The following is a 21,262-nucleotide window of genomic DNA, read 5'->3' on the forward strand; positions in this document are numbered from 1 at the left end:
AGATTCTCGGTTCCGTATTTATCACGTAGGCAGTTAAGCCGGGTTCAAAGCCCAAAAAACTCGCGGGCCGTCAATTCATCTCGCGCAATTTGCGCTTTTAGTTCATCCAGCGAACCAAATCGCTGCTCGTTGCGTATTTTTTTACGCAGTATCACATCTATATGGCGACCATAGAGGTCCATTACAACGTCCAGCAGGTGCACTTCTAACTGTTGACGCACACCGGCGACGGTCGGACGCGTGCCAATGTTGGCGACGCCGTAGAACGGTTTATCGCCCAGTCCTGCCACTTCCACCGCATACACCCCTTTAACCGGGGAAACCTGACGACGCAGCGGTATATTCGCCGTCGGGAAGCCTATCGTGCGGCCCAGCGCATCGCCATGGACCACGCGGCCAGAGATGGTGAACGGATGCCCCAGCAGGGTTTCTGCCGTGTCCAGGTCATCATTAGCCAGCGCCTGACGCACCGCCGTGCTGCTGACGCGCACGCCGCCTTCGCAGAAGGTCATCGCGCTGGTGACGTCAAATCCATACTCCAGACCAGCCTTCTGTAATAGCAAGAAATCGCCCTGACGACCAGCGCCAAAGCGGAAATCATCACCCACGGCGAGAAACTGTACGCCAAGACGCTTAACCAGCAGGTCGCTGACGAAATTTTGTGCTGTCAGCGCGGCAAAGCGACGATCGAAACGTAAACACAATACATAGTCCACGCCGGACTCCGCCAGATAGCGCAATTTCTCGCGCAGGCGAGTGAGTCGGGCGGGAGATTTATCGCCCGCGAACAGCTCCAGCGGCTGCGGCTCGAAAATCATCACTACAACGGGCAGGCCACGGGCCTCCCCTTCTTTACGCAATCCCTGCAACAGCGCCTGATGACCACGATGCACGCCGTCGAAATTACCAATAGTCAGCACGCACCCGTGTGGCGCGCTGCTGAGATTATGTATGCCGCGTATCAGCTTCATGTCTGGCTCAAAACAGTGAAAATCGCCAAAGTATACCTTGTACAGCGGTTAAGGTTAACCGGCGATTGTTCGCGCAAAACAGAAAGCCGTAATGATTTCATCAGGCTGACCTTTCGCAGCGAAAAAATCTGCTCGTGAACTGCGATTTTTATGCCGAAAGGCTGTATTCAGGGAAGACAAGCTGGTAGAATCCTGCGCCATCACTACGTAACGTAGCGTCGCTAATTAACGGCGCTTATTTGCACAAATCCATTGACAAAAGAAGGCAAAGAGGGCATATTCCTCGGCCTTTGAATTGTCCACATAGAACATATTTGGGAGTTGGACTTGGCTAATATCAAATCAGCTAAGAAACGTGCCGTTCAGTCTGAAAAGGCTCGTAAGCACAACGCAAGCCGTCGCTCTATGATGCGTACTTTCATCAAGAAAGTATACGCAGCAATCGAAGCAGGCGACAAAGCTGCAGCGCAGAACGCATTTAACGAAATGCAACCAATCGTGGATCGTCAGGCTGCTAAAGGTCTGATCCACAAAAACAAAGCAGCGCGTCATAAAGCAAACCTGACCGCGCAGATCAACAAACTGGCTTAATCGCTACTTGTTGTTGCTTGTTTAAAGAACCCGCTTAACGCGGGTTTTTTTATGCCTTCAGATTGCCGGTGGCGTAAACAGCGCCGCGTAGTCACGATTGCAGATTCGCTGCACCGCCGGGTGCTGAATCATTCTTTCGGCAAATATGGCGTGATACTCCTCCATCACGTTATCCACTCTGCCTATCTCCGTAATCTTGTCGTCTGAATAGAGATCGTGCGCGTACAGCGTCGGCGCAACGAAGATCGCATTATGCGCTTCGCCAAAGGCTTTCATCAGCGCCGCATCGTCGAACTCACCGAGGATTTCTACCTTCAGCCCTTGCGAATTAAACCAGTTCAGCAGCTTGCGTCCGAGCATTGAGCGTCGCCCAGGTACCAGCAGACGACGTTCTTCAAGGCACGCGGGGAACGGTTTCTCCGGCGGTGGATTAATACACCAGAAGCTCACGCCGCATTCGCCAATCTTCACCGAGAACAGCCCTTCCTGCTGGGTGGAGTCAATCGGGCAGTCCGAGATAATCATATCCAGCTTGTGCTGGCTCAGCTGTTCCAGCAGCATCTCGTGGGTGGATTCAAAGCAGCGCAGGTGGATTTGCTCGTCTTCAACTACCGCCGCATCCAGCACGCCGCTCACCAGCCGCTTGGACAGCGCATCCGCCACGCCCACGTCAAAGAGCAGGTTCGACTCTTTGCGGTAGTTGACGATATCCAGCATCTCCTGGCTCAGGGTGAACATTTTGTCCGCATAGCGGAAAACCAGTTCACCCAGTTCGCTGGGTTCAATCCCACGCCCCTTACGCTTGAACAGCTTCCCCTGCAGGCGCTCTTCCAGGGCCTTGATTTGCCCGGTGATGGTTTGCGGCGTCAGGTAGAGCGCCTCTGCCGCCCCCACCACCGAGCCCTGTTTATAGACGTGCCAGAAGTAGTACAGATGGTTGTAATTTAAATGAGACATCGCGTCTTCTCTCCCTGAGTGTGTATCGGGAGGAGGATCGCCTCCTCCCGGTGTTCCGTTATGCCTGGGCGGCCTGTCCGGACAACTTCACCTTCAACAAGGTATAACCGATTACCGCGGCCAGTAATGATCCGATGAGAATGCCGAGTTTAGCCCAGACGATAAGCTCAGGCGCATGCGCACCAAACGCCAGCGTCGAGATAAAGATCGACATCGTAAACCCGATTCCACACAGCACGCCGACGGCCATAATCTGCGAAAACGTGGTGCCATGCGGCAATGACGCCAGCTTCAGCTTCGTCGCCAGCCAGCAGAAGAGGCTAATGCCCAGCGGCTTACCGATAAACAGCCCGGCAATGATGCCCAGCGGCAGCACGGACGTCAGCCCGTCCAGCGTCACGCCGCCGAGGGAAACGCCCGCGTTGGCAAACGCAAACAGCGGCAGGATCATAAAGGCAACCCACGGGTGCAGCACGTGCTCCAGCTGTTTGGCAGGCGACTTGCCGTCCTGCGGTTTAAGCGGCACGAAGAAGCCCACAATCACGCCTGCCAGCGTGGCGTGCACGCCGGATTTAAGCACCGCCGTCCACAGCACCATCCCCACCAGGATATAGATACCGATGCGGCGAACATTGAAGATATTCAGCAGCGCCAGCACCGCAATCGCCCCGGCGGCGACGCTCAGGGACAGGATCGACAGATCGCTGGTGTAGAACAGCGCGATAATCACAATGGCGCCCAGGTCATCGATGATCGCCAGCGCCATCAGGAAGATTTTCAGGGCTACCGGCACGCGGCTACCGAGCAAGGCTAAGACACCGAGCGCAAAGGCGATATCCGTCGCGGCCGGGATCGCCCAGCCGTCACGCGCAACAGGATCCTGCCAGGTGAACGCCAGGAAGAGCAACGCCGGAACGACCATTCCGCCAATCGCTGCGATCACCGGAAACGCCGCGCGCTGGCGGCTGGCAAGCGAGCCCAGAACCAGCTCACGCTTAACCTCAAGACCCACCAGCAGGAAGAACACCGCCATCAGCGCATCGTTGATCCACAGCAGCATGTTCTTGTTAATTTCCAGCGCCCCGACCTTCAGCTCAACGGGCGTTTCCAGAAATGCATGGTAGAGATCCTGCGTGATGCCAAGGTTAGCCAGCACCATCGCGGCCGCTGCGGCAATAATCAGGATCACACCACCGGACGCCTCACTGCTAAAGAAACGGTGTAGTAATTTCATTTAAGTTCTCTCTTTTACAACAATACCTCGATAAAACCATAATACCAAGCCAAATAGCTCGGCAAAAACAGATTAATGTTGAGTATAGACTCAGTTTAACCGAGCTATACGCGCAAATAAAAAAGCCCGGAATCGCTTCCGGGCTTTGAGAAGATGAAAACCAGCTAACGAATTAGCGGGTCAAATCATCGAAGAACTTTTTGACGCCATCGAAGAAGCTTTTGGAACGCGGGCTGTTTTTCTCGCCCGTCGGGCCGCCAAAGCTTTCCTGCAGCTCTTTCAGCAGCTGTTTCTGCTTGTCGTTCAGGCCAACCGGCGTTTCGACGACGACGCGGCAAAGCAGGTCGCCCTGGGCGCCACCGCGAACGGATTTAACGCCTTTCCCGCGCATGCGGAACAGCTTACCGGTCTGGGTTTCGCCAGGCACTTTCAGGTTCACGCGACCGTCCAGCGTAGGCACTTCGATTTCACCACCGAGTGCCGCCATCGCGAAGTTGATCGGCACTTCGCAGTACAGGTTATTACCTTCACGCTCGAAGATGGCGTGCTGTTTCACCTGGACCTGAACGTACAGATCGCCTGCCGGTGCGCCGTGCTCGCCTGCTTCGCCCTCACCGGCCAGACGGATGCGGTCGCCCGTATCGACGCCAGCCGGGATCTTAACGGACAGAGTTTTGGTTTTCTCAACGCGACCGTGCCCGTGGCATTTGGTGCATGGATCTTTAATCAGCGTGCCGCGACCGTGACAGTGAGGACAGGCCTGCTGTACCGCGAAGAAGCCCTGACGCATCTGTACCTGACCAGAGCCGTGACAGGTTGGACAGGTCTGAGGCTGTGTGCCCGCTTTCGCGCCGCTGCCGTGGCAAACGTCACACTCTTCCAGCGTCGGGATACGGATCTCTTTGGTTACGCCGCGAACGGCCTCTTCCAGCGTCAGCTCCATGTTGTAGCGCAGGTCCGCGCCGCGCGCCGCGCGCTGACGACCACGGCCGCCGCCGAAAATGTCGCCAAATACATCGCCAAAGATATCGCTGAAGTCAGCGCCGCCGCCAAAGCCGCCGCCGCCGAATCCACCGCCGCCCATGCCGCCCTGTTCAAAGGCTGCATGACCGTACTGGTCATAGGCCGCACGTTTTTGTGCATCGGTCAGGACTTCGTAGGCTTCTTTGATCTCTTTAAATTTGGCTTCAGCCTCTTTGTCACCCTGGTTACGGTCCGGGTGGAATTTCATGGCCAGGCGCTTGTACGCCTTTTTGATTTCACGCTCTTCCGCAGTTTTCGGAACGCCTAAAATCTCGTAATAGTCTTGCTTTGCCATTGGTTTTTTTAAGCCCCTTAACATGCGAGCACGGGCGTGGAGAGTTCTCCTACGCCCGTGCCGATTAATTACCCTGCATCAGGGCGATTATTTTTTATCTTTAACTTCTTCGAACTCAGCGTCGACAACGTCGTCGTCTTTCGCGTTGTTCGCCGAAGCGTCAGCGCCCGCCTGCTGTTGAGCGTGCTGCTGCTGAGCGATTTCCATCAGCTTCTGAGAAGCCTGCGCCAGTTCCTGCATCTTCGCTTCGATGTCCGCTTTATCTTCACCTTTCAGTGAGGATTCCAGCGCGCTCAGTGCAGCTTCGATAGCAGTCTTGTCTTCCGCTGGCAGTTTATCGCCTGCTTCTTCAACCTGCTTACGGGTGCTGTGCAGCAGATGGTCACCCTGGTTACGGGTCTGAACCAGCTCTTCGAACTTACGGTCGGATTCCGCGTTAGCTTCGGCATCGCGAACCATTTTTTCGATTTCCGCTTCGTTCAGGCCAGAAGATGCCTTGATGGTGATCTTCTGCTCTTTACCGCTGTTTTTGTCTTTCGCAGACACGTGCAGGATACCGTCAGCATCGATGTCGAAGGTGACTTCGATCTGCGGCATGCCGCGCGGTGCCGGGTTAATACCGTCCAGGTTGAACTGACCCAGAGATTTGTTATCCGCCGCACGCTTACGCTCACCCTGAATCACATGGATGGTTACCGCAGACTGGTTGTCTTCAGCGGTAGAGAACACCTGGCTGTGTTTCGTTGGGATGGTGGTGTTTTTGTTGATGAGCGCAGTCATCACACCGCCCATGGTTTCGATACCCAGAGACAGCGGGGTAACGTCCAGCAGCAGTACGTCTTTAACTTCACCGGTCAGTACGCCACCCTGAACCGCAGCACCGATTGCGACCGCTTCGTCCGGGTTAACGTCTTTACGTGGCTCTTTACCAAAGAACTCAGCCACTTTCTTCTGAACCATTGGCATACGCGTCTGACCACCGACCAGGATAACGTCCTGGATATCGGATACGGACAGGCCAGCGTCCTGCAGGGCAACTTTCAGCGGCTCGATTGAACGGTTCACCAGGTCTTCTACCAGGCTTTCCAGTTTCGCACGGGTCACTTTGATGTTCATGTGTTTAGGACCGGTCGCGTCTGCAGTGATGTATGGCAGGTTCACGTCGGTCTGCTGAGCGGAAGAAAGTTCGATCTTCGCTTTCTCAGCGGCTTCTTTCAGGCGCTGCATGGCCAGCGGGTCGTTACGCAGGTCAATGCCCTGATCTTTCTTGAACTCGTCAACGAGGTAGTTGATCAGACGGGTATCGAAGTCTTCACCACCCAGGTGGGTATCACCGTTGGTTGCCAGAACTTCGAAGGTTTTTTCGCCGTCAACTTCGTCGATTTCGATAATAGAGATATCGAAAGTACCACCACCCAGGTCGTAAACCGCGATAGTACGGTTGCCAACTTCTTTATCCAGACCGTAAGCCAGTGCAGCAGCGGTTGGTTCGTTGATGATACGTTTTACTTCCAGACCTGCGATACGGCCAGCATCTTTGGTTGCCTGACGCTGAGCATCGTTGAAGTACGCAGGAACGGTAATAACAGCTTCAGTTACCGGCTCACCCAGGTAATCTTCAGCGGTTTTCTTCATTTTTTTCAGCACTTCAGCAGAAATCTGCGGTGGTGCAGTTTTGGTGCCTTTCACATCAAGCCATGCATCGCCGTTATCTGCCGCGATGATTTTGTAAGGCATGATGGAAACGTCACGCTGAACTTCTTCGTCCTGGAAGCGGCGGCCGATCAGGCGTTTAATCGCAAACAGGGTGTTTTGCGGGTTTGTCACTGCCTGACGTTTAGCCGGCTGACCAACCAGAGTTTCACCATCCTGGGTATAAGCAATGATAGAAGGCGTGGTGCGATCGCCCTCGGCGTTCTCCAGCACGCGTGCAGTAGTGCCATCCATAATCGCTACACAAGAGTTGGTAGTACCCAGGTCGATACCAATAATTTTACCCATCTAAACGTCTCCACTAAAAATTCAGTCAACATGTGGTTGTGTACCTGTAATAAGGGCAGAACGTGCTTTTTCAACTGCCCAGATTTGATTTTTTTCAGGTCCACACACTGCGGTTGACTACAAGATGGGGTCGCGACGGCATCCATCAAGGGGCAAGCATAAAAAAAATTTTAATTTCACCCTGATGAGATCATAGACGCCACCGATTGCGCCCATTATGATGCCGCGCCCAGTCAGGGAGAACTGACGCGGGTTTAACCATTTCACCATATTAATGATGATTTTTTTGAGGACTTATGGGCAACACTAAGTTGGCTAATCCGGCTCCGCTGGGCCTGATGGGTTTTGGCATGACCACTATCCTGCTGAACCTGCACAATATCGGGATGTTCCCGATGGATGGCATCATCCTGGCGATGGGCATTTTTTACGGCGGTATCGCGCAAATCTTCGCGGGCCTGCTGGAATATAAGAAAGGCAATACCTTCGGCTTAACCGCCTTCACCTCTTACGGTTCTTTCTGGCTGACCCTGGTTGCCATTCTGCTGCTGCCTAAAATGGGCATGGCAGACGCGGCAAACGCCCACTTCCTGGGCGTTTACCTGGGCCTGTGGGGCGTCTTCACCCTGTTCATGTTCTTCGGTACCCTGAAAGGTAACCGCATGCTGCAGTTCGTTTTCCTGAGCCTGACCGTGCTGTTCGCCCTGCTGGCGATCGGTCACCTGGTGGATAACGAAGGCATCGTTCATGTTGCAGGCTGGATTGGTCTGGTTTGCGGCGCAAGCGCTATCTACCTCGCAATGGGTGAAGTGCTGAACGAACAGTTTGACCGCACCGTTCTACCGATTGGTGAAAAACACTGATCCCTCTGTCGTGTCCGCTTCGCGGGCACGACATCCCTTCATCTGCCCCAGCCAAATCCCTAATCCCAGCCCCATCAACGAAAGCGCGAGTACATACCAGGCTGGCGCCATCGGCGACACGCCCATCAGCACCGTCACCGCAATCGGCGTCAGCCCGCCGAAAATGGCATATGAGACGTTGTAAGAGAACGAAATCCCGGTGAAGCGTACCTCCGGCGGGAAAGCTCGCACCATGACGTAAGGCACAGCACCCACTACGCCCACGCACAGCCCTACCACGCCGTACAGCAGGAACAGCTGTTCAGGATGGCTGCCTGCCAGATGGTAAAACGCCCAGCTTGATGCGGCCAGTAACAGGCTGCCGACGATAAAGGTAACGCTGGCGCCGAAACGATCTGCCGCCAGCCCGGCGGCCAGACAGCCAAAGCAGAGCATGATTGTCGCGATACTGTTCGCCTGTAACGTCACGGCAGGGGCGAAACCGTACTGCTTTTGCAGCCACACCGGGGACATCAATATCACCACCACAATGCCCGCAGAAAGCAGCCAGGTGAGCAACATCGACACCATCACCGCTTTTTTATGACGTACCACGACCGCCTTCACCGGCAGCTCTTGCGCCAGCGCTTTGCGCTGCTGCATCTCGAGGAAAATCGGCGTCTCCTGCAGCCAGCGGCGCAGGTACATCGCGACCAGACCAAACGCCCCGCCCAGCAGGAACGGAATACGCCAGCCCCAGTCGTGCACGGCCTGCTGCGTCATGCTGGTGTTTACAATTGTCGCGACGACGGAACCGAGCAAAATCCCTACCGTTAACCCCGCGGTTAAGGTTCCACAGGCGATTCCAATGCGGCGCGCCGGAACATGCTCCGCGACAAACACCCACGCGCCCGGCACTTCACCGCCAATCGCCGCGCCCTGAAGAACGCGCATCAGCAACAGCAGCAACGGAGCGAGAATGCCCATCGAGGTATAGGTGGGCAGCAGACCAATAGCCAGCGTCGGCACGGCCATCAGCAGGATGCTAAGGGTAAACATCTTCTTGCGCCCGACCAGATCGCCAAAGTGGGCCATGATAATGCCGCCCAGCGGACGCGCCAGATACCCGGCGGCAAAAATGCCGAAGGTTTGCACCTGACGCAGCCATTCCGGGATATCCGCCGGGAAGAAGAGCTCTCCCACGACGGCGGCGAAGAAGACGAAGATGATAAAGTCGTAAAACTCCAGCGCACCGCCTAAGGCCGCGAGCGTGAGAGTTTTGTAGTCCTGTCGATTCAGAGGTCGGGTGTTATGTGACATAGCGAACCATTTGCTTGTATTGTGGATTTATTTTTACAGCAGTCGTAAAGAAAAAATTACTATACCGTAAAAGCTTTACCACGCCATCGCCGCTTCAGCTAATGTCACATATTGTTTAATTTCAGGAGATTGTTTCGCGACGTGCGTTTTTCGGACGAAAAGCTGCTACCACTTTCTCATCGGTTTCCACATAGGGGCCGTCAAGGAGCTGTATACAATACGGTACACTTGCAAAGATGCCGTGAACGAGGACGCTGCCATCTTCCGCTTTCAGCCCTTCCAGCGTCTCTTTGATCGACTTCGGCTGCCCCGGCAGGTTCAGAATCAATGCCTGTTTGCGGATTACGCCCACCTGACGGGAGAGAATGGCCGTCGGGACAAAGTGTAGACTTATCTGGCGCATCTGCTCGCCAAAGCCCGGCATTTCACGATCGGCAATCGCCAGCGTTGCGTCCGGCGTCACGTCGCGGCGCGCGGGGCCGGTTCCGCCCGTCGTCATAACAAGGTGGCAGCTCATCTCATCCACCAGCTCGCAGAGCGTCTGCTCGATGATCGGCTGTTCGTCAGGGATCAGGCGGGTCTGAATGTCAAAGGGGGTGGTCAGCGCACTGCCAAGCCACTCTTCCAGAGCGGGGATGCCTTTATCCTGGTAAACACCGCTGGAGGCACGGTCAGAAATCGACACTAAGCCGATGCGTAAGGTATTCATATCCATTCCATTCAAAAAGTACTGATTAAAGGGAATGATACACGCAGAGAGGAGATTCAGACAGGGTATGAAAGAAGTCGCGTGACCGGGAGCCCGGTCACGCAGAATGATTACAGCAGGTCGCCGATCATTTTTTCCAGTTTACCCTGGTCAACAGCAAACTTACGGATACCGTCCGCCAGCTTATCGACAGCCATTGGATCCTGGTTGTGCTGCCACAGGAACTCGGATTCAGTGATGCGCTCTGGGCGTGCTTTCACTTCACCGGTGTAAGACAGCTTACGCTCGATGGTACCTTCGCTTTCTGCCAGCTCTTTCAGCAGCGCAGGGGCGATGGTCAGGCGGTCACAGCCAGCCAGCTCGATGATTTCACCGACGTTACGGAAGCTTGCGCCCATAACTACAGTCTCATAGCCGTGCTGTTTGTAGTATTCGTAGATTTCAGTAACAGAAACCACGCCTGGATCTTCAGCCGGCGCGTACTCTTTCTTATCGGTGTTGGCTTTGTACCAGTCCAGAATACGGCCCACGAACGGAGAAATCAGGTATACGCCTGCTTCTGCACATGCACGCGCCTGCGCGAAGGAGAACAGCAGGGTCAGGTTACAGTTGATACCGTCTTTTTCCAGCTGCTCTGCCGCGCGGATACCCTGCCAGGTAGAAGCCAGTTTGATCAGGATACGGTCGTTGCTGATGCCTGCATCGTTGTACATTTTGATCAGACGTTTCGCTTTGGCGATAGACGCTTCGGTGTCGTAGGAGAGACGTGCATCCACTTCGGTAGAGATACGGCCAGGAACCAGCTTCAGGATTTCCAGACCGATGTTCACTGCCAGTTTGTCGGTGGCATCCACAACCTGCTGCGCGCGGTCGTTGCTCTGTGCTTTCGCCCAGGTCACTGCGTCGTCAATCAGTTTGCGATACTCAGGGATCTGTGCGGCGTTAAGGATCAGAGAAGGGTTAGTTGTGGCATCCTGCGGCTGGTACAGCTTCATTGCCGCGATATCTCCGGTGTCAGCTACGACAGTGGTGAACTGACGAAGGGAGGTCAATTTATCCGTCATGATAGTGTTTCTCTTTTAACGTGCCCTGGATAATTCACGCTACCGACAGCATGCCTGCAGCGGAAAAATGACAGGTTTACTTGTTAGGGGGATGTAACCGGTCTGCCCTGATGATAACACGACGGAGGGGTAGCGCAACCGCAGACAGTGCGCTTAGGTAGAGTATGGTAAACTCGGAAGATTAACAGGCTGCTAAGCAACAGCATGCCCAATCAGTGGTAGCGCTTACATATTCACTTTGGCATCAACAAGAGGGACGTTAATGCCTGATTTCTTTTTCTTTATTAACGAAGTCCTGTGGGGTTCGATAATGATTTACCTGCTTCTGGGAGCAGGTATTTGGTTTACGCTACGCAGTGGGTTTATCCAGTTTCGTTATATTCGCAAGTTTGGCAGAAGTCTGAAAAACAGCGTTACGCCCCAGCCGGGCGGATTAACGTCGTTCCAGGCACTCTGTACCAGCCTGGCGGCACGCCTCGGCAGCGGGAATCTGGCGGGCGTTGCGCTGGCCATCAGCGCCGGCGGGCCAGGCGCGGTCTTCTGGATGTGGGTGACGGCGCTACTCGGAATGGCCACCTCCTTTGCCGAAAGTTCGCTCGCCCAGCTGTATAAAGAGAAAGATAAAAACGGCCAGTTTCGCGGCGGTCCTGCCTGGTACATGGCGCGTGGCTTGGGTATGCGCTGGATGGGCGTTCTGTTCTCGCTTTTTTTACTGCTCGCATACGGCCTTATTTTTAATACCGTCCAGGCAAATTCTGTCGCCAATGCCCTGCGCTATGCCTTCTCCTGCCCGGAGTGGGTCGCCGGTATTGCTTTAGCCCTCGTCGTTCTACTCACCATTTCTGCCGGTCTCAGGGGCGTTGCCCGCCTGATGCAGTGGCTGGTTCCCGTTATGGCGCTGCTTTGGGTGGTCGCGAGCCTGTTCGTCGCCGCCCTGCATATCGACCAGGTGCCTGGCGTGATTGCGACCATCGTCAAAAGCGCTTTTGGCTGGCGCGAGGTGGCCTCCGGGGCGCTGGGCTATACCTTCAGCCAGGCGCTGATGGCGGGTTTTCAACGGGGAATGTTCTCCAATGAAGCCGGAATGGGGTCAACCCCCAACGCGGCCGCTGCCGCCTCTTCCTGGCCGCCGCACCCGGCGGCACAGGGCATTGTGCAGATGATTGGCGTCTTTACCGATACCATTATCATCTGCTCCGCCAGCGCCATGATTTTGCTGCTGGCAGGCCCCGTCCCGCACTCCTCAGGAACCGCCGGGATACAGCTTCTCCAGCAGGCGCTGGTGAACCTGACCGGCGGCTGGGGTGCAGGTTTTGTCTCGCTCGTCCTGGTGCTGTTTGCCTTCAGCTCGATTGTGGTGAATTACCTCTACGCCGAAAATAACCTTATTTTCCTGAAGCTCGACTCCCGTACCGCAATCGGAGCCCTGCGGCTCGCGGTCATTCTGATGATCATCGCTGGCCCCTTCCTCAGTATGCCGCTGGTCTGGCAGCTGGCCGATATCATTATGGCGCTAATGGCGATCACGAACCTCACCGCTATCCTGCTGCTCTCGCCCGTTGTGACCCTGATTGCCAGAGACTATCTGCGTCAGCGCAAACTCGGCGTTCCGCCGGTATTTGATCCCGCCCGCTATCCCGATATTAAGGCGCAGCTTGCCCCCGGCACGTGGGATGATTTGCCGCGGCAATAACAGCTATCGATCAATTCAGGGCGATTTTTTGCTAAAGTCGCTCTAAATTTCCTGCAAGGACTGGATATGCTGATTCTGATTTCACCTGCAAAAACGCTCGACTACCAGAGCCCGCTCGCCACCGAGCGCTATACCCAGCCTGAACTGCTGGACTACTCGCAACAGCTGATCCGCGAAGCGCGTAAGCTCTCTGCGCCGCAAATCGCCTCGCTGATGAGCATCAGCGACAAGCTGGCCGATCTTAACGCGACCCGCTTTCACGAGTGGCACCCGGATTTCACCCCGGCTAACGCTCGCCAGGCGATTCTGGCGTTTAAAGGTGATGTCTACACCGGCCTGCAGGCGGAAGATTTTAGCGAAGCCGATTTCGATTTTGCCCAGCAGCATCTGCGCATGCTGTCGGGTCTGTACGGCGTACTGCGCCCGCTGGATCTGATGCAGCCGTATCGTCTGGAGATGGGGATTCGCCTGGAAAATGCCAAAGGCAAAGACCTGTATCATTTCTGGGGCGATATCATTACCGACAAGCTGAACGCGGCGCTGCACGCTCAGGGCGATAACGTGGTGATTAACCTGGCATCCGACGAATACTACAAGTCGGTGAAGCCGAAAAAGCTGGATGCGGAGATTATCAAACCGGTGTTCCTCGACGAGAAGAACGGTAAGTTCAAAGTGATCAGCTTCTACGCTAAGAAAGCGCGCGGCCTGATGAGCCGCTACATCATCCAGAACCGCCTGACGAAGCCGGAGCAGTTAACCAAATTTAACAGCGAAGGCTATTTCTTTGACGAGGCGTCGTCGGGGAAAGGCGAGCTGGTGTTTAAGCGCCACGAGCAGTAAAAACAAACCCCGCCAGCTGGCGGGGTTTTGCATTAATGGCGTTTCCAGTCCGGGCCGCGATCGTCGCGCCGGTCATCGTGGTGATGGTCATCGTGGTGATGGTCATCGTGACGATCGTCATGTTTACGATGCTCATCATGTGGACGCCAGTGGTTATCACGCCAGTCATAATGCGCCTTCCACCAGTCGTGGTCGCGCCAGCGGCCGCCGTCCCAGTAATGCCCGTTGTTATCCTGGTCGCCAATCTGCAGTTTGACCGCCGGTACGAGGGTAATTTCAGATGCCTGAACCGCCATGGGGGCGGCCAGCACCAGTGAAAGCGCGATGAGTGCAGGTTTCAGTGTAGACACAGGTGACTCCTTATTCTTCTTGCCCAACGTGGGCCGATGTAAGGAGAGTACGCGAGGGGAACGGGGGATGTTATTCTCTGCAATCCTAAACGCTAAGTGACCGCATTTATTGGGAATTTCTGCTTTTTCCCTGCTTTTTTCCTCCTTAATTTCTTCACAAAAAAAGCCGGGTGGCGGCTTCGCCTTACCCGGCCTACGATTAGGTCGTCGTGGTCGTTGTAGGCCCGGTAAGGCGTAGCCGCCACCGGGCAACACAATCACGCGCGCGTCATCATCAGCTTACGCAGCGCGGCAAAATCTGCGGGCAGCTCATGTGACAGCAGCGGCAGGTCGGCGCGCTCGGCCAGCTCTTTCGGTAGCGGCAGCGTTTCGCCCAGGATCGCTTCCACGCTCTCTTTGAACTTCGCCGGATGCGCGGTGCCCAGGAACAGGCCATATTCACCCGGGTTAAGCTGGTCGCGCAGCGCGCGGTAGGCAATCGCCGCGTGCGGTTCAGAGGTATACCCCACCGCCTTCAGCTCGCGCATGGTTTCTTTGGTGGTTTCATCCGTCACCGCGGCGTAGCCCAGGTCACCCAGACGCCAGATCTTACGGCGGAACAGCTCTTCCACGCGCGGCCAGTTGTTCGGCTGTGACACATCCATCGCGTTGGAGAGCGTCGCCTGCGTGGCGTTCGGCGCCCACTTCCCGTCTTTCAGGAAGCGCGGCACGGTGTCGTTGGCGTTGGTCGCCGCGATAAAGCGTTTCACCGGCAGCCCCAGGGATTTCGCCAGCAGACCTGCCGTCAGGTCACCGAAGTTACCGCTCGGCACGGAGATCACCAGCTGGTTGCGCGCTTCCTGCGGCAGCTGCGCCACCGCTTCGAAGTAGTAGCAGATCTGCGCCAGCAGACGGCTGATGTTGATGGAGTTGGCAGAGTTCAGACCCAGGGCCACCTTCAGCTCTTCGTCGTCGAAAGCCTGCTTGACCAGCGCCTGGCAGGCATCGAAATCACCGTCGATCGCCACGGTTTCAATGTTGCCGCCGAGCGTACAGAACAGTTTTTCCTGCAGCGGGCTGATTTTGCCTTTCGGATAGAGGATCACTACGCGGACATTTTTCAGGCCGTAGAAGGCATGCGCCACCGCCGCACCGGTATCACCGGAGGTCGCGGTCAGGATGGTCACCGGTTTGTCGCCGCTGATGTGGGTCAGCATCTGCGCCATAAAGCGGCCGCCGAAGTCTTTAAACGCCAGGGTCGGACCGTGGAACAGCTCCAGGCAGCCAACGTCAGGCTCAACCTGCTTAACCGGCGCCGGGAAAGCGAACGCCGCACGCACGCGCTCTTCCAGAAGCTCCTGCGGAATTTCGTCGCCGATAAACGCAGACAGAATTTTGGTACTGCGGGTGACGAAGTCCTGCTTCAGCAGCTCGTCGATCTCGGTCAGCTGGAATTCCGGCAGGTCATGCGGGAAGAACAGCCCCTGATTTTTGCCCAGCCCCTGAGTTACCGCCTGCGCGAAGCTGACCTGCTCGTTATGATCTTTAAGGTTATAGAGTTTCATTAATTATCCCAGTACTCGTGCGCCAGCCGTGTCCAGACGGCAAATATGAACAAAGCCTTCCTGATTTTGCAGGTAGTGTTTAGAGAGCCAGTCCGCCACGCGCTGCGCGGTGTCAGGCTTGTCGCACAGGGCGAACAGCGTCGGGCCGGAGCCGGAGATGCCGCACGCCTGCGCGCCGATATCCATCGATGCCTGTCGCGCCTCGTTAAAGCCGGGCAGCAGCTTCGTGCGGTACGGCTCGGCAATGACGTCCTTCATCAGCTTCGCCGCCAGCTGCGGCTGACGGGTGTAGCAGGCGTGGATAAAGCCCGCCAGATGACGCCCGTGGGCGATACAGTCCTGGCGACGATACTGCGCGGGCAGGATCGCACGCGCTTCCGCGGTAGAGACCTTAATGCCCGGATAGGCCAGCACCCACAGCCACTCATCAAACCCTGGCACCTGCTGGCTGATGATGCCATTTTCTTCGATCATCAGCTGCATGCCGCCGAGGAAGCACGGCGCCACGTTGTCATAGTGAATGCTGCCGGAGATGCGCCCTTCCAGCTCGCCCATCAACCCCAGCAGGCGGTTGTTGTTCAGCGGCTTGCCGCAGTGCTCGTTCATCGCCACCAGCGCGGCGACCACCGAACAAGCGCTGGAACCCAGCCCCGAGCCAATCGGCATACTTTTTTCCAGCGTCATGGCAACCGGCACGTTTTTGCCGATCTCCTGACAGAAGCGTTCCCAGCACTGATAGACGATATTTTCGCGCGGCTCAGGCGGCAGTTTGCTGGCGAAGCGGCCGACGTTGTTCAGGCTGAAGCTGTCTGCCGCTTCCACCGTGACCGTATCGCCCAGCAGTGAACCATCCACCGGCGTCACCGCCGCGCCCAGCACGTCAAATCCGACGCTCATATTCGCGCTGGAAGCCGGGGCATAAACTTTGACCATGTTAAACTCCTAACTTCCATGACAGGGTACGCAGCAGATCGGCAAACACACCCGCCGCCGTAACATCGTTCCCTGCGCCATAGCCGCGAAGCACCAGCGGCAATGGCTGATAATAGTGGCTGTAAAACGCGAGGGCGTTTTCGCCGTTTTTAACTTTGTACAGCGGGTCGTTGCCATCCACTTCGGCAATCTTCACCCGGCACACGCCATCTTCTTCAATGTTGCCAACATAGCGCAATACCTTACCTTCATCACGGGCTTTCGCAACGCGCGCGGCAAAAGCATCGTCAAGCTGCGGCAAATTTGCCATGAATGCAGCGACATCACCGCTGCTGTCAAATTTTACTGGCAGCACCGGTTCAATCACGATATCAGAAAGCTCAAGCTCACGGCCCGTTTCACGTGCCAGAATCAGCAGCTTGCGCGCCACGTCCATACCGGAGAGATCGTCACGCGGATCCGGCTCGGTATAGCCCAGCTCGCGCGCGGCGCGGGTCGCTTCCGAGAGGCTCATCCCCTCATCCAGCTTGCCGAAGATAAACGACAGCGAGCCGGAGAGAATGCCGGAGAAACGCTGCAGCTCGTCGCCCGCGTTCAGCAGGTTTTGCAGGTTCTCGATAACCGGCAGCCCCGCGCCCACGTTGGTGTCGTACAGGAACTTGCGGCGCGACTTGCTCGCCGCCAGACGCAGCTGGTGATAGTAATCCATCGACGAGGTGTTGGCCTTTTTGTTCGGCGTCACCACGTGGAACCCTTCGCGCAGGAAGTCGGCGTACTGGTCGGCCACCGCCTGGTTCGAGGTACAGTCGACAATCACCGGGTTAAGCAGATGATACTCTTTCACCAGACGGATCAGGCGGCCCAGGTTGAACGGCTCTTTCGCCTCGTTCATCTCGGCCTGCCAGTTCTCCAGGTTCAGACCGTGAACATTAGTGAGCAACGCTCTGGAGTTGGCAATCCCGCAGACGCGCAGATCGATATGTTTCTTCTTCAGCCACTCCTGCTGACGCTTCACCTGCTCCAGCAGCGCGCCGCCCACGCCGCCCACGCCAATCAGGAACAGCTCGATGACCTGATCGGTGTTGAACAGCATCTGGTGAACCACGCGTACGCCGGTGGTGGCGTCATCGTTGTCCACAACAACAGAAATTGAACGCTCTGACGAGCCCTGGGCAATCGCCACGATATTGATATTGGCGCGCGCCAGCGCGGCAAAGAACTTCGCGGAGATACCGCGCAACGTACGCATGCCGTCGCCGACCACGGAGATAATCGCCAGGCGTTCCTGAATGGCGAGCGGTTCCAGCAGCTCTTCTTTGAGTTCCAGATAGAACTCCTCCTCCAGCGCGCGACGGGCGCGCAGGCAGTCAGCCTGCGGCACGCAGAAGCTGATGCTGTATTCGGAAGAAGACTGGGTAATCAGCACCACCGAGATACCGTTGCGGGACATAGCTGCAAAGACGCGCGCCGCCATGCCGACCATCCCCTTCATCCCCGGGCCGGAGACGCTGAACATCGCCATGTTGTTCAGGTTGGAGATGCCTTTGACCGGCAAACCGTCTTCATCGGTACTCGCGCCAATCAGCGTACCCGGCGCCTGCGGGTTACCGGTGTTTTTAATCAGGCAAGGGATCTGGAACTGGGCAATCGGGGAGATGGTACGAGGGTGAAGCACTTTGGCGCCGAAGTAGGAAAGCTCCATCGCTTCCTGGTACGACATCGACTTCAGCAGCCTGGCGTCCGGAACCTGGCGCGGGTCACAGGTATAAACGCCGTCGACGTCAGTCCAGATCTCACAACAGTCCGCGCGTAAACAGGCGGCCAGCACGGCGGCGGAGTAGTCGGAGCCGTTACGGCCCAGCACCACCAGCTCGCCCTTCTCGTTACCGGCGGTGAAGCCTGCCATCAGGATCATATGGTCAGAAGGAATTTTGCTTGCGGCGATACGGCGGGTTGATTCGGCAATATCAACGGTGGATTCGAGGTAGTGGCCCACCGCCAGCAGTTTTTCAACCGGGTCGATCACGGTCACGCTATGTCCGCGCGCTTCCAGCACGCCGGCCATGATGGCGATAGAGAGTTTTTCGCCCCGGCAGATCAGCGCCGCGTTGACGCTGTCCGGGCACTGGCCGAGAAGGCTGATGCCGTGCAGGACGTGTTTGATTTGTGCGAATTCCTGCTCAACGAAGGACTTCAGCTGAGCGTGCGGGAAGCCAGGCAGCGCCTCTGCCAGCCCTTGCAGCAAGTCAGCGAAGATACGCTCTGCGTCGCTGATGTTCGGGAGTGCATCCTGGCCACCGATGTTTTTTTCAATCATCGCCACCAGATGGTTCGTGATTTTTGCCGGGGCAGAGAGCACGGTAGCAACCTGCCCCTGCCTGGCATTGCTTTCCAGGATATCGGCAACACGCAGAAAACGTTCTGCATTTGCCACTGATGTACCGCCGAACTTCAACACTCGCATGGTTCTACCTCGTTTCCTTTAGCCGAAAAAAAAGCCCGCACTGTTCAGGTGCGGGCTTTTTTTGTTTTTCCTGTACGCGTCAGCCCGCATCGTTACCTGTGGTAATGATGATGGTTGTAGTAATGGTGGTGATGCTGATGCGTTTCATGGATGTTGTGTACTCTGTCATTATTATCTGTCTGTCCTGTATTCTTTTAGGGTTAAAGGATCGGGCACCTTAAGTCAACGAATTTTTAATTTGATCACAATTCGGGAGACTCTCACGTCCCGCTGTTTGCAGATTTATTTTCATCCGATTCGCCCAAGTGCAACCCATCAGTACAGACTTATTCACCATAGTAAAAACTTATGACAGGATTTTACTCCGCCAATTTTTTTTCAATATCGTGCAGCAAACGGTGCAGCATTGCGGTGTCCCGCTGCTCAAGACGCCCCAAACGCTGCTGCAGCCAGTCAGCCATTTTTTGATCGTCCGCCACACCCAGCTGAGACAACAGTTGCTCAACGCGAGCGCGCAGCGCAGCCAGCTGATTTTCATTTGCCCCTTCTGCCGGAGGCTGGGGGATTTGTATTAGGGAGGCTAATTGATAGCAATAAACCATGACCGCCTGGCCTAAATTCAGGGAGGGATAATCGGCGACCATCGGCGCACCGGTAAGAACGTCCGCCAGCTCCAGCTCTTCGTTGGTTAATCCGGAATCTTCACGACCAAACACCAGCGCGGCTTTATCCAGCCACTGGCTTTTCTCGCTCAACATCGGCACCAGCTCCGCTGGCGTGGCATAGTAATGGAACTTCGCACGGCTGCGCGCGGTGGTCGCAACGGTAAACGAAATGTCGTGCAGCGCATCAGCAAGCGTCGCGTAAGTGGTTATATTATCGAGGATATCGCCCGATCCGTGCGCGACCCAACGAGCCGCAGGCTCCAGGTGGGCAGCGCTGTCCACGATACGTAAATCGGTGAATCCCATGGTCTTCATGGCGCGCGCGGCAGCGCCTATATTTTCGGCTCTGGCTGGGGCAACCAGTACAATCGACAGATGCATTTATGCTCTCTTTTTAATCAGTTAGCGGGCAAAAATGTGATGCACTTCAACATATTACGCGGCGCGAATTTACAAAAATGCAACACAAATCACCGAAATAGCGTTTCATAACAAATTAAAAACGCTAAACTATTCCTTGTCTGAACAATCAGTTAGAATGTTAACAGAACACTATTATCCCCATGTTTTATAATGATAATAGCGACATGAATACCCTATTCTGATTGGATTCGCTTCGTTTATAAATCAATGTCCGCAACTAGTTGGTTTATTGAAAAATTGTGACAAAGGCTAGCATTCGGCTACGATGATTTCATCAAACTGTTAACGTGCTACAATTGAACTTGATATATGTCAACGAAGCGTAGTTTTATTGGGTGTCTGGTGTCACTTAGCCTGTTATGTTGCTGTTAAAATGGTTAGGATGACAGCCGTTTTTGACACTGTCGGGTCCAAAGGGAAAGTACCCAAGACCAAGCTAATGATGTTGTTGACGTTGATGGAAAGTGCATCAAGAACGCAATTACGTACTTTAGTCACGTTAAGCCGATCATGTTAATTTGCGACATGCATCAGGCAGGTCAGGGACTTTTGTACTTCCTGTTTCGATTTAGTTGGCAATTTAGGTAGCAAACATGCAGACCCCGCACATTCTTATCGTTGAAGACGAGTTGGTAACACGCAACACGTTAAAGAGCATTTTCGAAGCAGAAGGCTACGATGTCTTTGAAGCGACCGATGGCGCAGAGATGCATCAGATCCTTTCTGAAAATGATATCAACCTGGTGATCATGGATATTAACCTGCCGGGCAAAAACGGTCTTCTTCTGGCGCGCGAACTGCGCGAGCAGGCGAACGTCGCGTTAATGTTCCTGACGGGCCGTGATAACGAAGTTGATAAAATTCTTGGCCTGGAAATCGGTGCGGATGACTACATCACCAAGCCGTTCAATCCTCGCGAGTTAACCATTCGTGCACGCAACCTGCTGTCCCGCACCATGAACCTGGGTACGGTCAGCGAAGAGCGTCGTAGCGTAGACAGCTACAAATTCAACGGCTGGGAACTTGATATCAATAGCCGTTCGCTGATTAGCCCGAACGGTGAGCAGTATAAACTGCCGCGCAGTGAATTCCGTGCGATGCTGCACTTCTGCGAAAACCCGGGCAAAATTCAGTCCCGTGCAGAGCTGCTGAAGAAAATGACCGGCCGTGAGCTGAAACCGCACGACCGTACCGTAGACGTGACCATTCGTCGTATTCGTAAGCATTTCGAATCTACGCCAGATACGCCGGAAATCATCGCCACGATCCACGGCGAAGGGTATCGTTTCTGCGGCGATCTGCAAGAGTAATCCCGCAGTTAACGCATTAAAAAACGGCGCATT

The 21,262-nt window shown here is 55.4% G+C and carries 20 protein-coding genes, 1 pseudogene and 1 other annotated feature; of the genes and pseudogenes, 5 read left to right on the forward strand and 16 right to left on the reverse strand.

The window, feature by feature from the left end; all coding sequences use genetic code 11:
• Positions 1-44 precede the first annotated feature (44 nt).
• A complete protein-coding gene (gene ribF, locus AC27FC_RS10835; protein ID WP_023310350.1) occupies positions 45-971 on the reverse strand; it encodes a bifunctional riboflavin kinase/FAD synthetase in 927 nt (308 codons plus the stop codon).
• 7 nt (positions 972-978) lie between these two features.
• Positions 979-1,197, reverse strand: a pseudogene (locus AC27FC_RS10840) (DUF2575 domain-containing protein).
• Between the two features lie 101 nt (positions 1,198-1,298).
• Between AC27FC_RS10840 and rpsT the strand changes: the two are divergent.
• Entirely contained in the window at positions 1,299-1,562 is a 264-nt protein-coding gene (rpsT, locus tag AC27FC_RS10845) for a 30S ribosomal protein S20 (protein ID WP_003856458.1), read from the forward strand.
• Between the two features lie 57 nt (positions 1,563-1,619).
• Here the strand turns inward: rpsT and nhaR are convergent, their stop codons facing one another.
• From nhaR to dnaK, 4 genes are all read right to left on the reverse strand, one after another.
• Positions 1,620-2,519, reverse strand: a complete 900-nt coding sequence (gene nhaR / locus AC27FC_RS10850; protein WP_029740864.1) for a transcriptional activator NhaR — start codon at positions 2,517-2,519, stop codon at positions 1,620-1,622.
• 58 nt (positions 2,520-2,577) lie between these two features.
• Entirely contained in the window at positions 2,578-3,753 is a 1,176-nt protein-coding gene (nhaA, locus tag AC27FC_RS10855; protein WP_196354867.1) for a Na+/H+ antiporter NhaA, read from the reverse strand.
• A gap of 172 nt (positions 3,754-3,925) precedes the next feature.
• Positions 3,926-5,071 (reverse strand): molecular chaperone DnaJ, encoded by a 1,146-nt coding sequence (gene dnaJ / locus AC27FC_RS10860; RefSeq protein ID WP_023310347.1) that lies wholly within the window; start codon positions 5,069-5,071, stop codon positions 3,926-3,928.
• A gap of 87 nt (positions 5,072-5,158) precedes the next feature.
• Positions 5,159-7,072, reverse strand: a complete 1,914-nt coding sequence (gene dnaK / locus AC27FC_RS10865; protein ID WP_023310346.1) for a molecular chaperone DnaK — start codon at positions 7,070-7,072, stop codon at positions 5,159-5,161.
• Between the two features lie 296 nt (positions 7,073-7,368).
• Between dnaK and satP the strand changes: the two genes are divergently transcribed.
• Positions 7,369-7,935 (forward strand): acetate uptake transporter, encoded by a 567-nt coding sequence (gene satP / locus AC27FC_RS10870; protein WP_008502042.1) that lies wholly within the window; start codon positions 7,369-7,371, stop codon positions 7,933-7,935.
• On the opposite strand, the gene AC27FC_RS10875 is transcribed toward satP, so the two are convergent.
• The 3 genes from AC27FC_RS10875 to tal all read right to left on the reverse strand — a co-directional run bounded on the left by AC27FC_RS10875 (position 7,912) and on the right by tal (position 11,007).
• Complete coding sequence (locus AC27FC_RS10875; protein WP_196354866.1) at positions 7,912-9,234, reverse strand: MFS transporter; 1,323 nt, start codon at positions 9,232-9,234, stop codon at positions 7,912-7,914. The two genes, satP and AC27FC_RS10875, sit on opposite strands and share 24 nt — an antisense overlap.
• A 121-nt stretch (positions 9,235-9,355) precedes the next feature.
• Positions 9,356-9,943: a molybdopterin adenylyltransferase gene (gene mog, locus AC27FC_RS10880; RefSeq protein ID WP_196354865.1), complete on the reverse strand. Its 588-nt coding sequence runs from the start codon at positions 9,941-9,943 to the stop codon at positions 9,356-9,358.
• Positions 9,944-10,053: 110 nt separating this feature from the next.
• Positions 10,054-11,007, reverse strand: coding sequence for a transaldolase (gene tal / locus AC27FC_RS10885; protein WP_023310342.1), 954 nt, complete (start codon positions 11,005-11,007; stop codon positions 10,054-10,056).
• Between the two features lie 262 nt (positions 11,008-11,269).
• Here tal and AC27FC_RS10890 point away from each other — a divergent pair, with 262 nt between their 5' ends.
• Both AC27FC_RS10890 and yaaA read left to right on the forward strand, forming a co-directional pair.
• Positions 11,270-12,700 carry an alanine/glycine:cation symporter family protein gene (locus AC27FC_RS10890; protein ID WP_094934498.1) on the forward strand — a complete coding sequence of 477 codons (1,431 nt, stop codon included), beginning with the start codon at positions 11,270-11,272 and terminating at the stop codon, positions 12,698-12,700.
• 66 nt (positions 12,701-12,766) lie between these two features.
• Positions 12,767-13,540 (forward strand): peroxide stress protein YaaA, encoded by a 774-nt coding sequence (gene yaaA / locus AC27FC_RS10895; protein WP_039260860.1) that lies wholly within the window; start codon positions 12,767-12,769, stop codon positions 13,538-13,540.
• A gap of 32 nt (positions 13,541-13,572) precedes the next feature.
• Here yaaA and AC27FC_RS10900 read toward each other — a convergent pair whose 3' ends face one another.
• From AC27FC_RS10900 to yjjY, 7 genes are all read right to left on the reverse strand, one after another.
• A complete protein-coding gene (locus AC27FC_RS10900; protein WP_196354864.1) occupies positions 13,573-13,890 on the reverse strand; it encodes a DUF2502 domain-containing protein in 318 nt (105 codons plus the stop codon).
• Positions 13,891-14,147: 257 nt separating this feature from the next.
• Positions 14,148-15,434 (reverse strand): threonine synthase, encoded by a 1,287-nt coding sequence (gene thrC / locus AC27FC_RS10905; RefSeq protein WP_039260864.1) that lies wholly within the window; start codon positions 15,432-15,434, stop codon positions 14,148-14,150.
• A gap of 3 nt (positions 15,435-15,437) precedes the next feature.
• On the reverse strand, positions 15,438-16,367 hold the full coding sequence (gene thrB, locus AC27FC_RS10910) for a homoserine kinase (RefSeq protein ID WP_064673210.1): 930 nt from the start codon (positions 16,365-16,367) through the stop codon (positions 15,438-15,440).
• A 1-nt stretch (position 16,368) separates the two neighbouring features.
• Positions 16,369-18,831 (reverse strand): bifunctional aspartate kinase/homoserine dehydrogenase I, encoded by a 2,463-nt coding sequence (thrA, locus tag AC27FC_RS10915; protein WP_487160145.1) that lies wholly within the window; start codon positions 18,829-18,831, stop codon positions 16,369-16,371.
• Between the two features lie 24 nt (positions 18,832-18,855).
• Positions 18,856-18,972, reverse strand: a sequence feature (Thr leader region).
• A complete protein-coding gene (gene thrL, locus AC27FC_RS10920; RefSeq protein ID WP_015572623.1) occupies positions 18,911-18,979 on the reverse strand; it encodes a thr operon leader peptide in 69 nt (22 codons plus the stop codon). Its footprint overlaps the feature before it by 62 nt.
• A gap of 211 nt (positions 18,980-19,190) precedes the next feature.
• A complete protein-coding gene (locus AC27FC_RS10925) occupies positions 19,191-19,877 on the reverse strand; it encodes a tRNA/rRNA methyltransferase (protein ID WP_033144591.1) in 687 nt (228 codons plus the stop codon).
• A 399-nt stretch (positions 19,878-20,276) separates the two neighbouring features.
• The gene (yjjY, locus tag AC27FC_RS10930; protein ID WP_085928893.1) at positions 20,277-20,417 is read right to left on the reverse strand and encodes a YjjY family protein; all 141 of its coding nucleotides are present in this window, start codon (positions 20,415-20,417) and stop codon (positions 20,277-20,279) included.
• A 95-nt stretch (positions 20,418-20,512) separates the two neighbouring features.
• Here yjjY and arcA point away from each other — a divergent pair, with 95 nt between their 5' ends.
• A complete protein-coding gene (gene arcA / locus AC27FC_RS10935; RefSeq protein WP_003856501.1) occupies positions 20,513-21,229 on the forward strand; it encodes a two-component system response regulator ArcA in 717 nt (238 codons plus the stop codon).
• Positions 21,230-21,262 lie beyond the last annotated feature (33 nt).

It is taken from the genome of Enterobacter sp. C3_dUdeg (assembly GCF_057536195.1).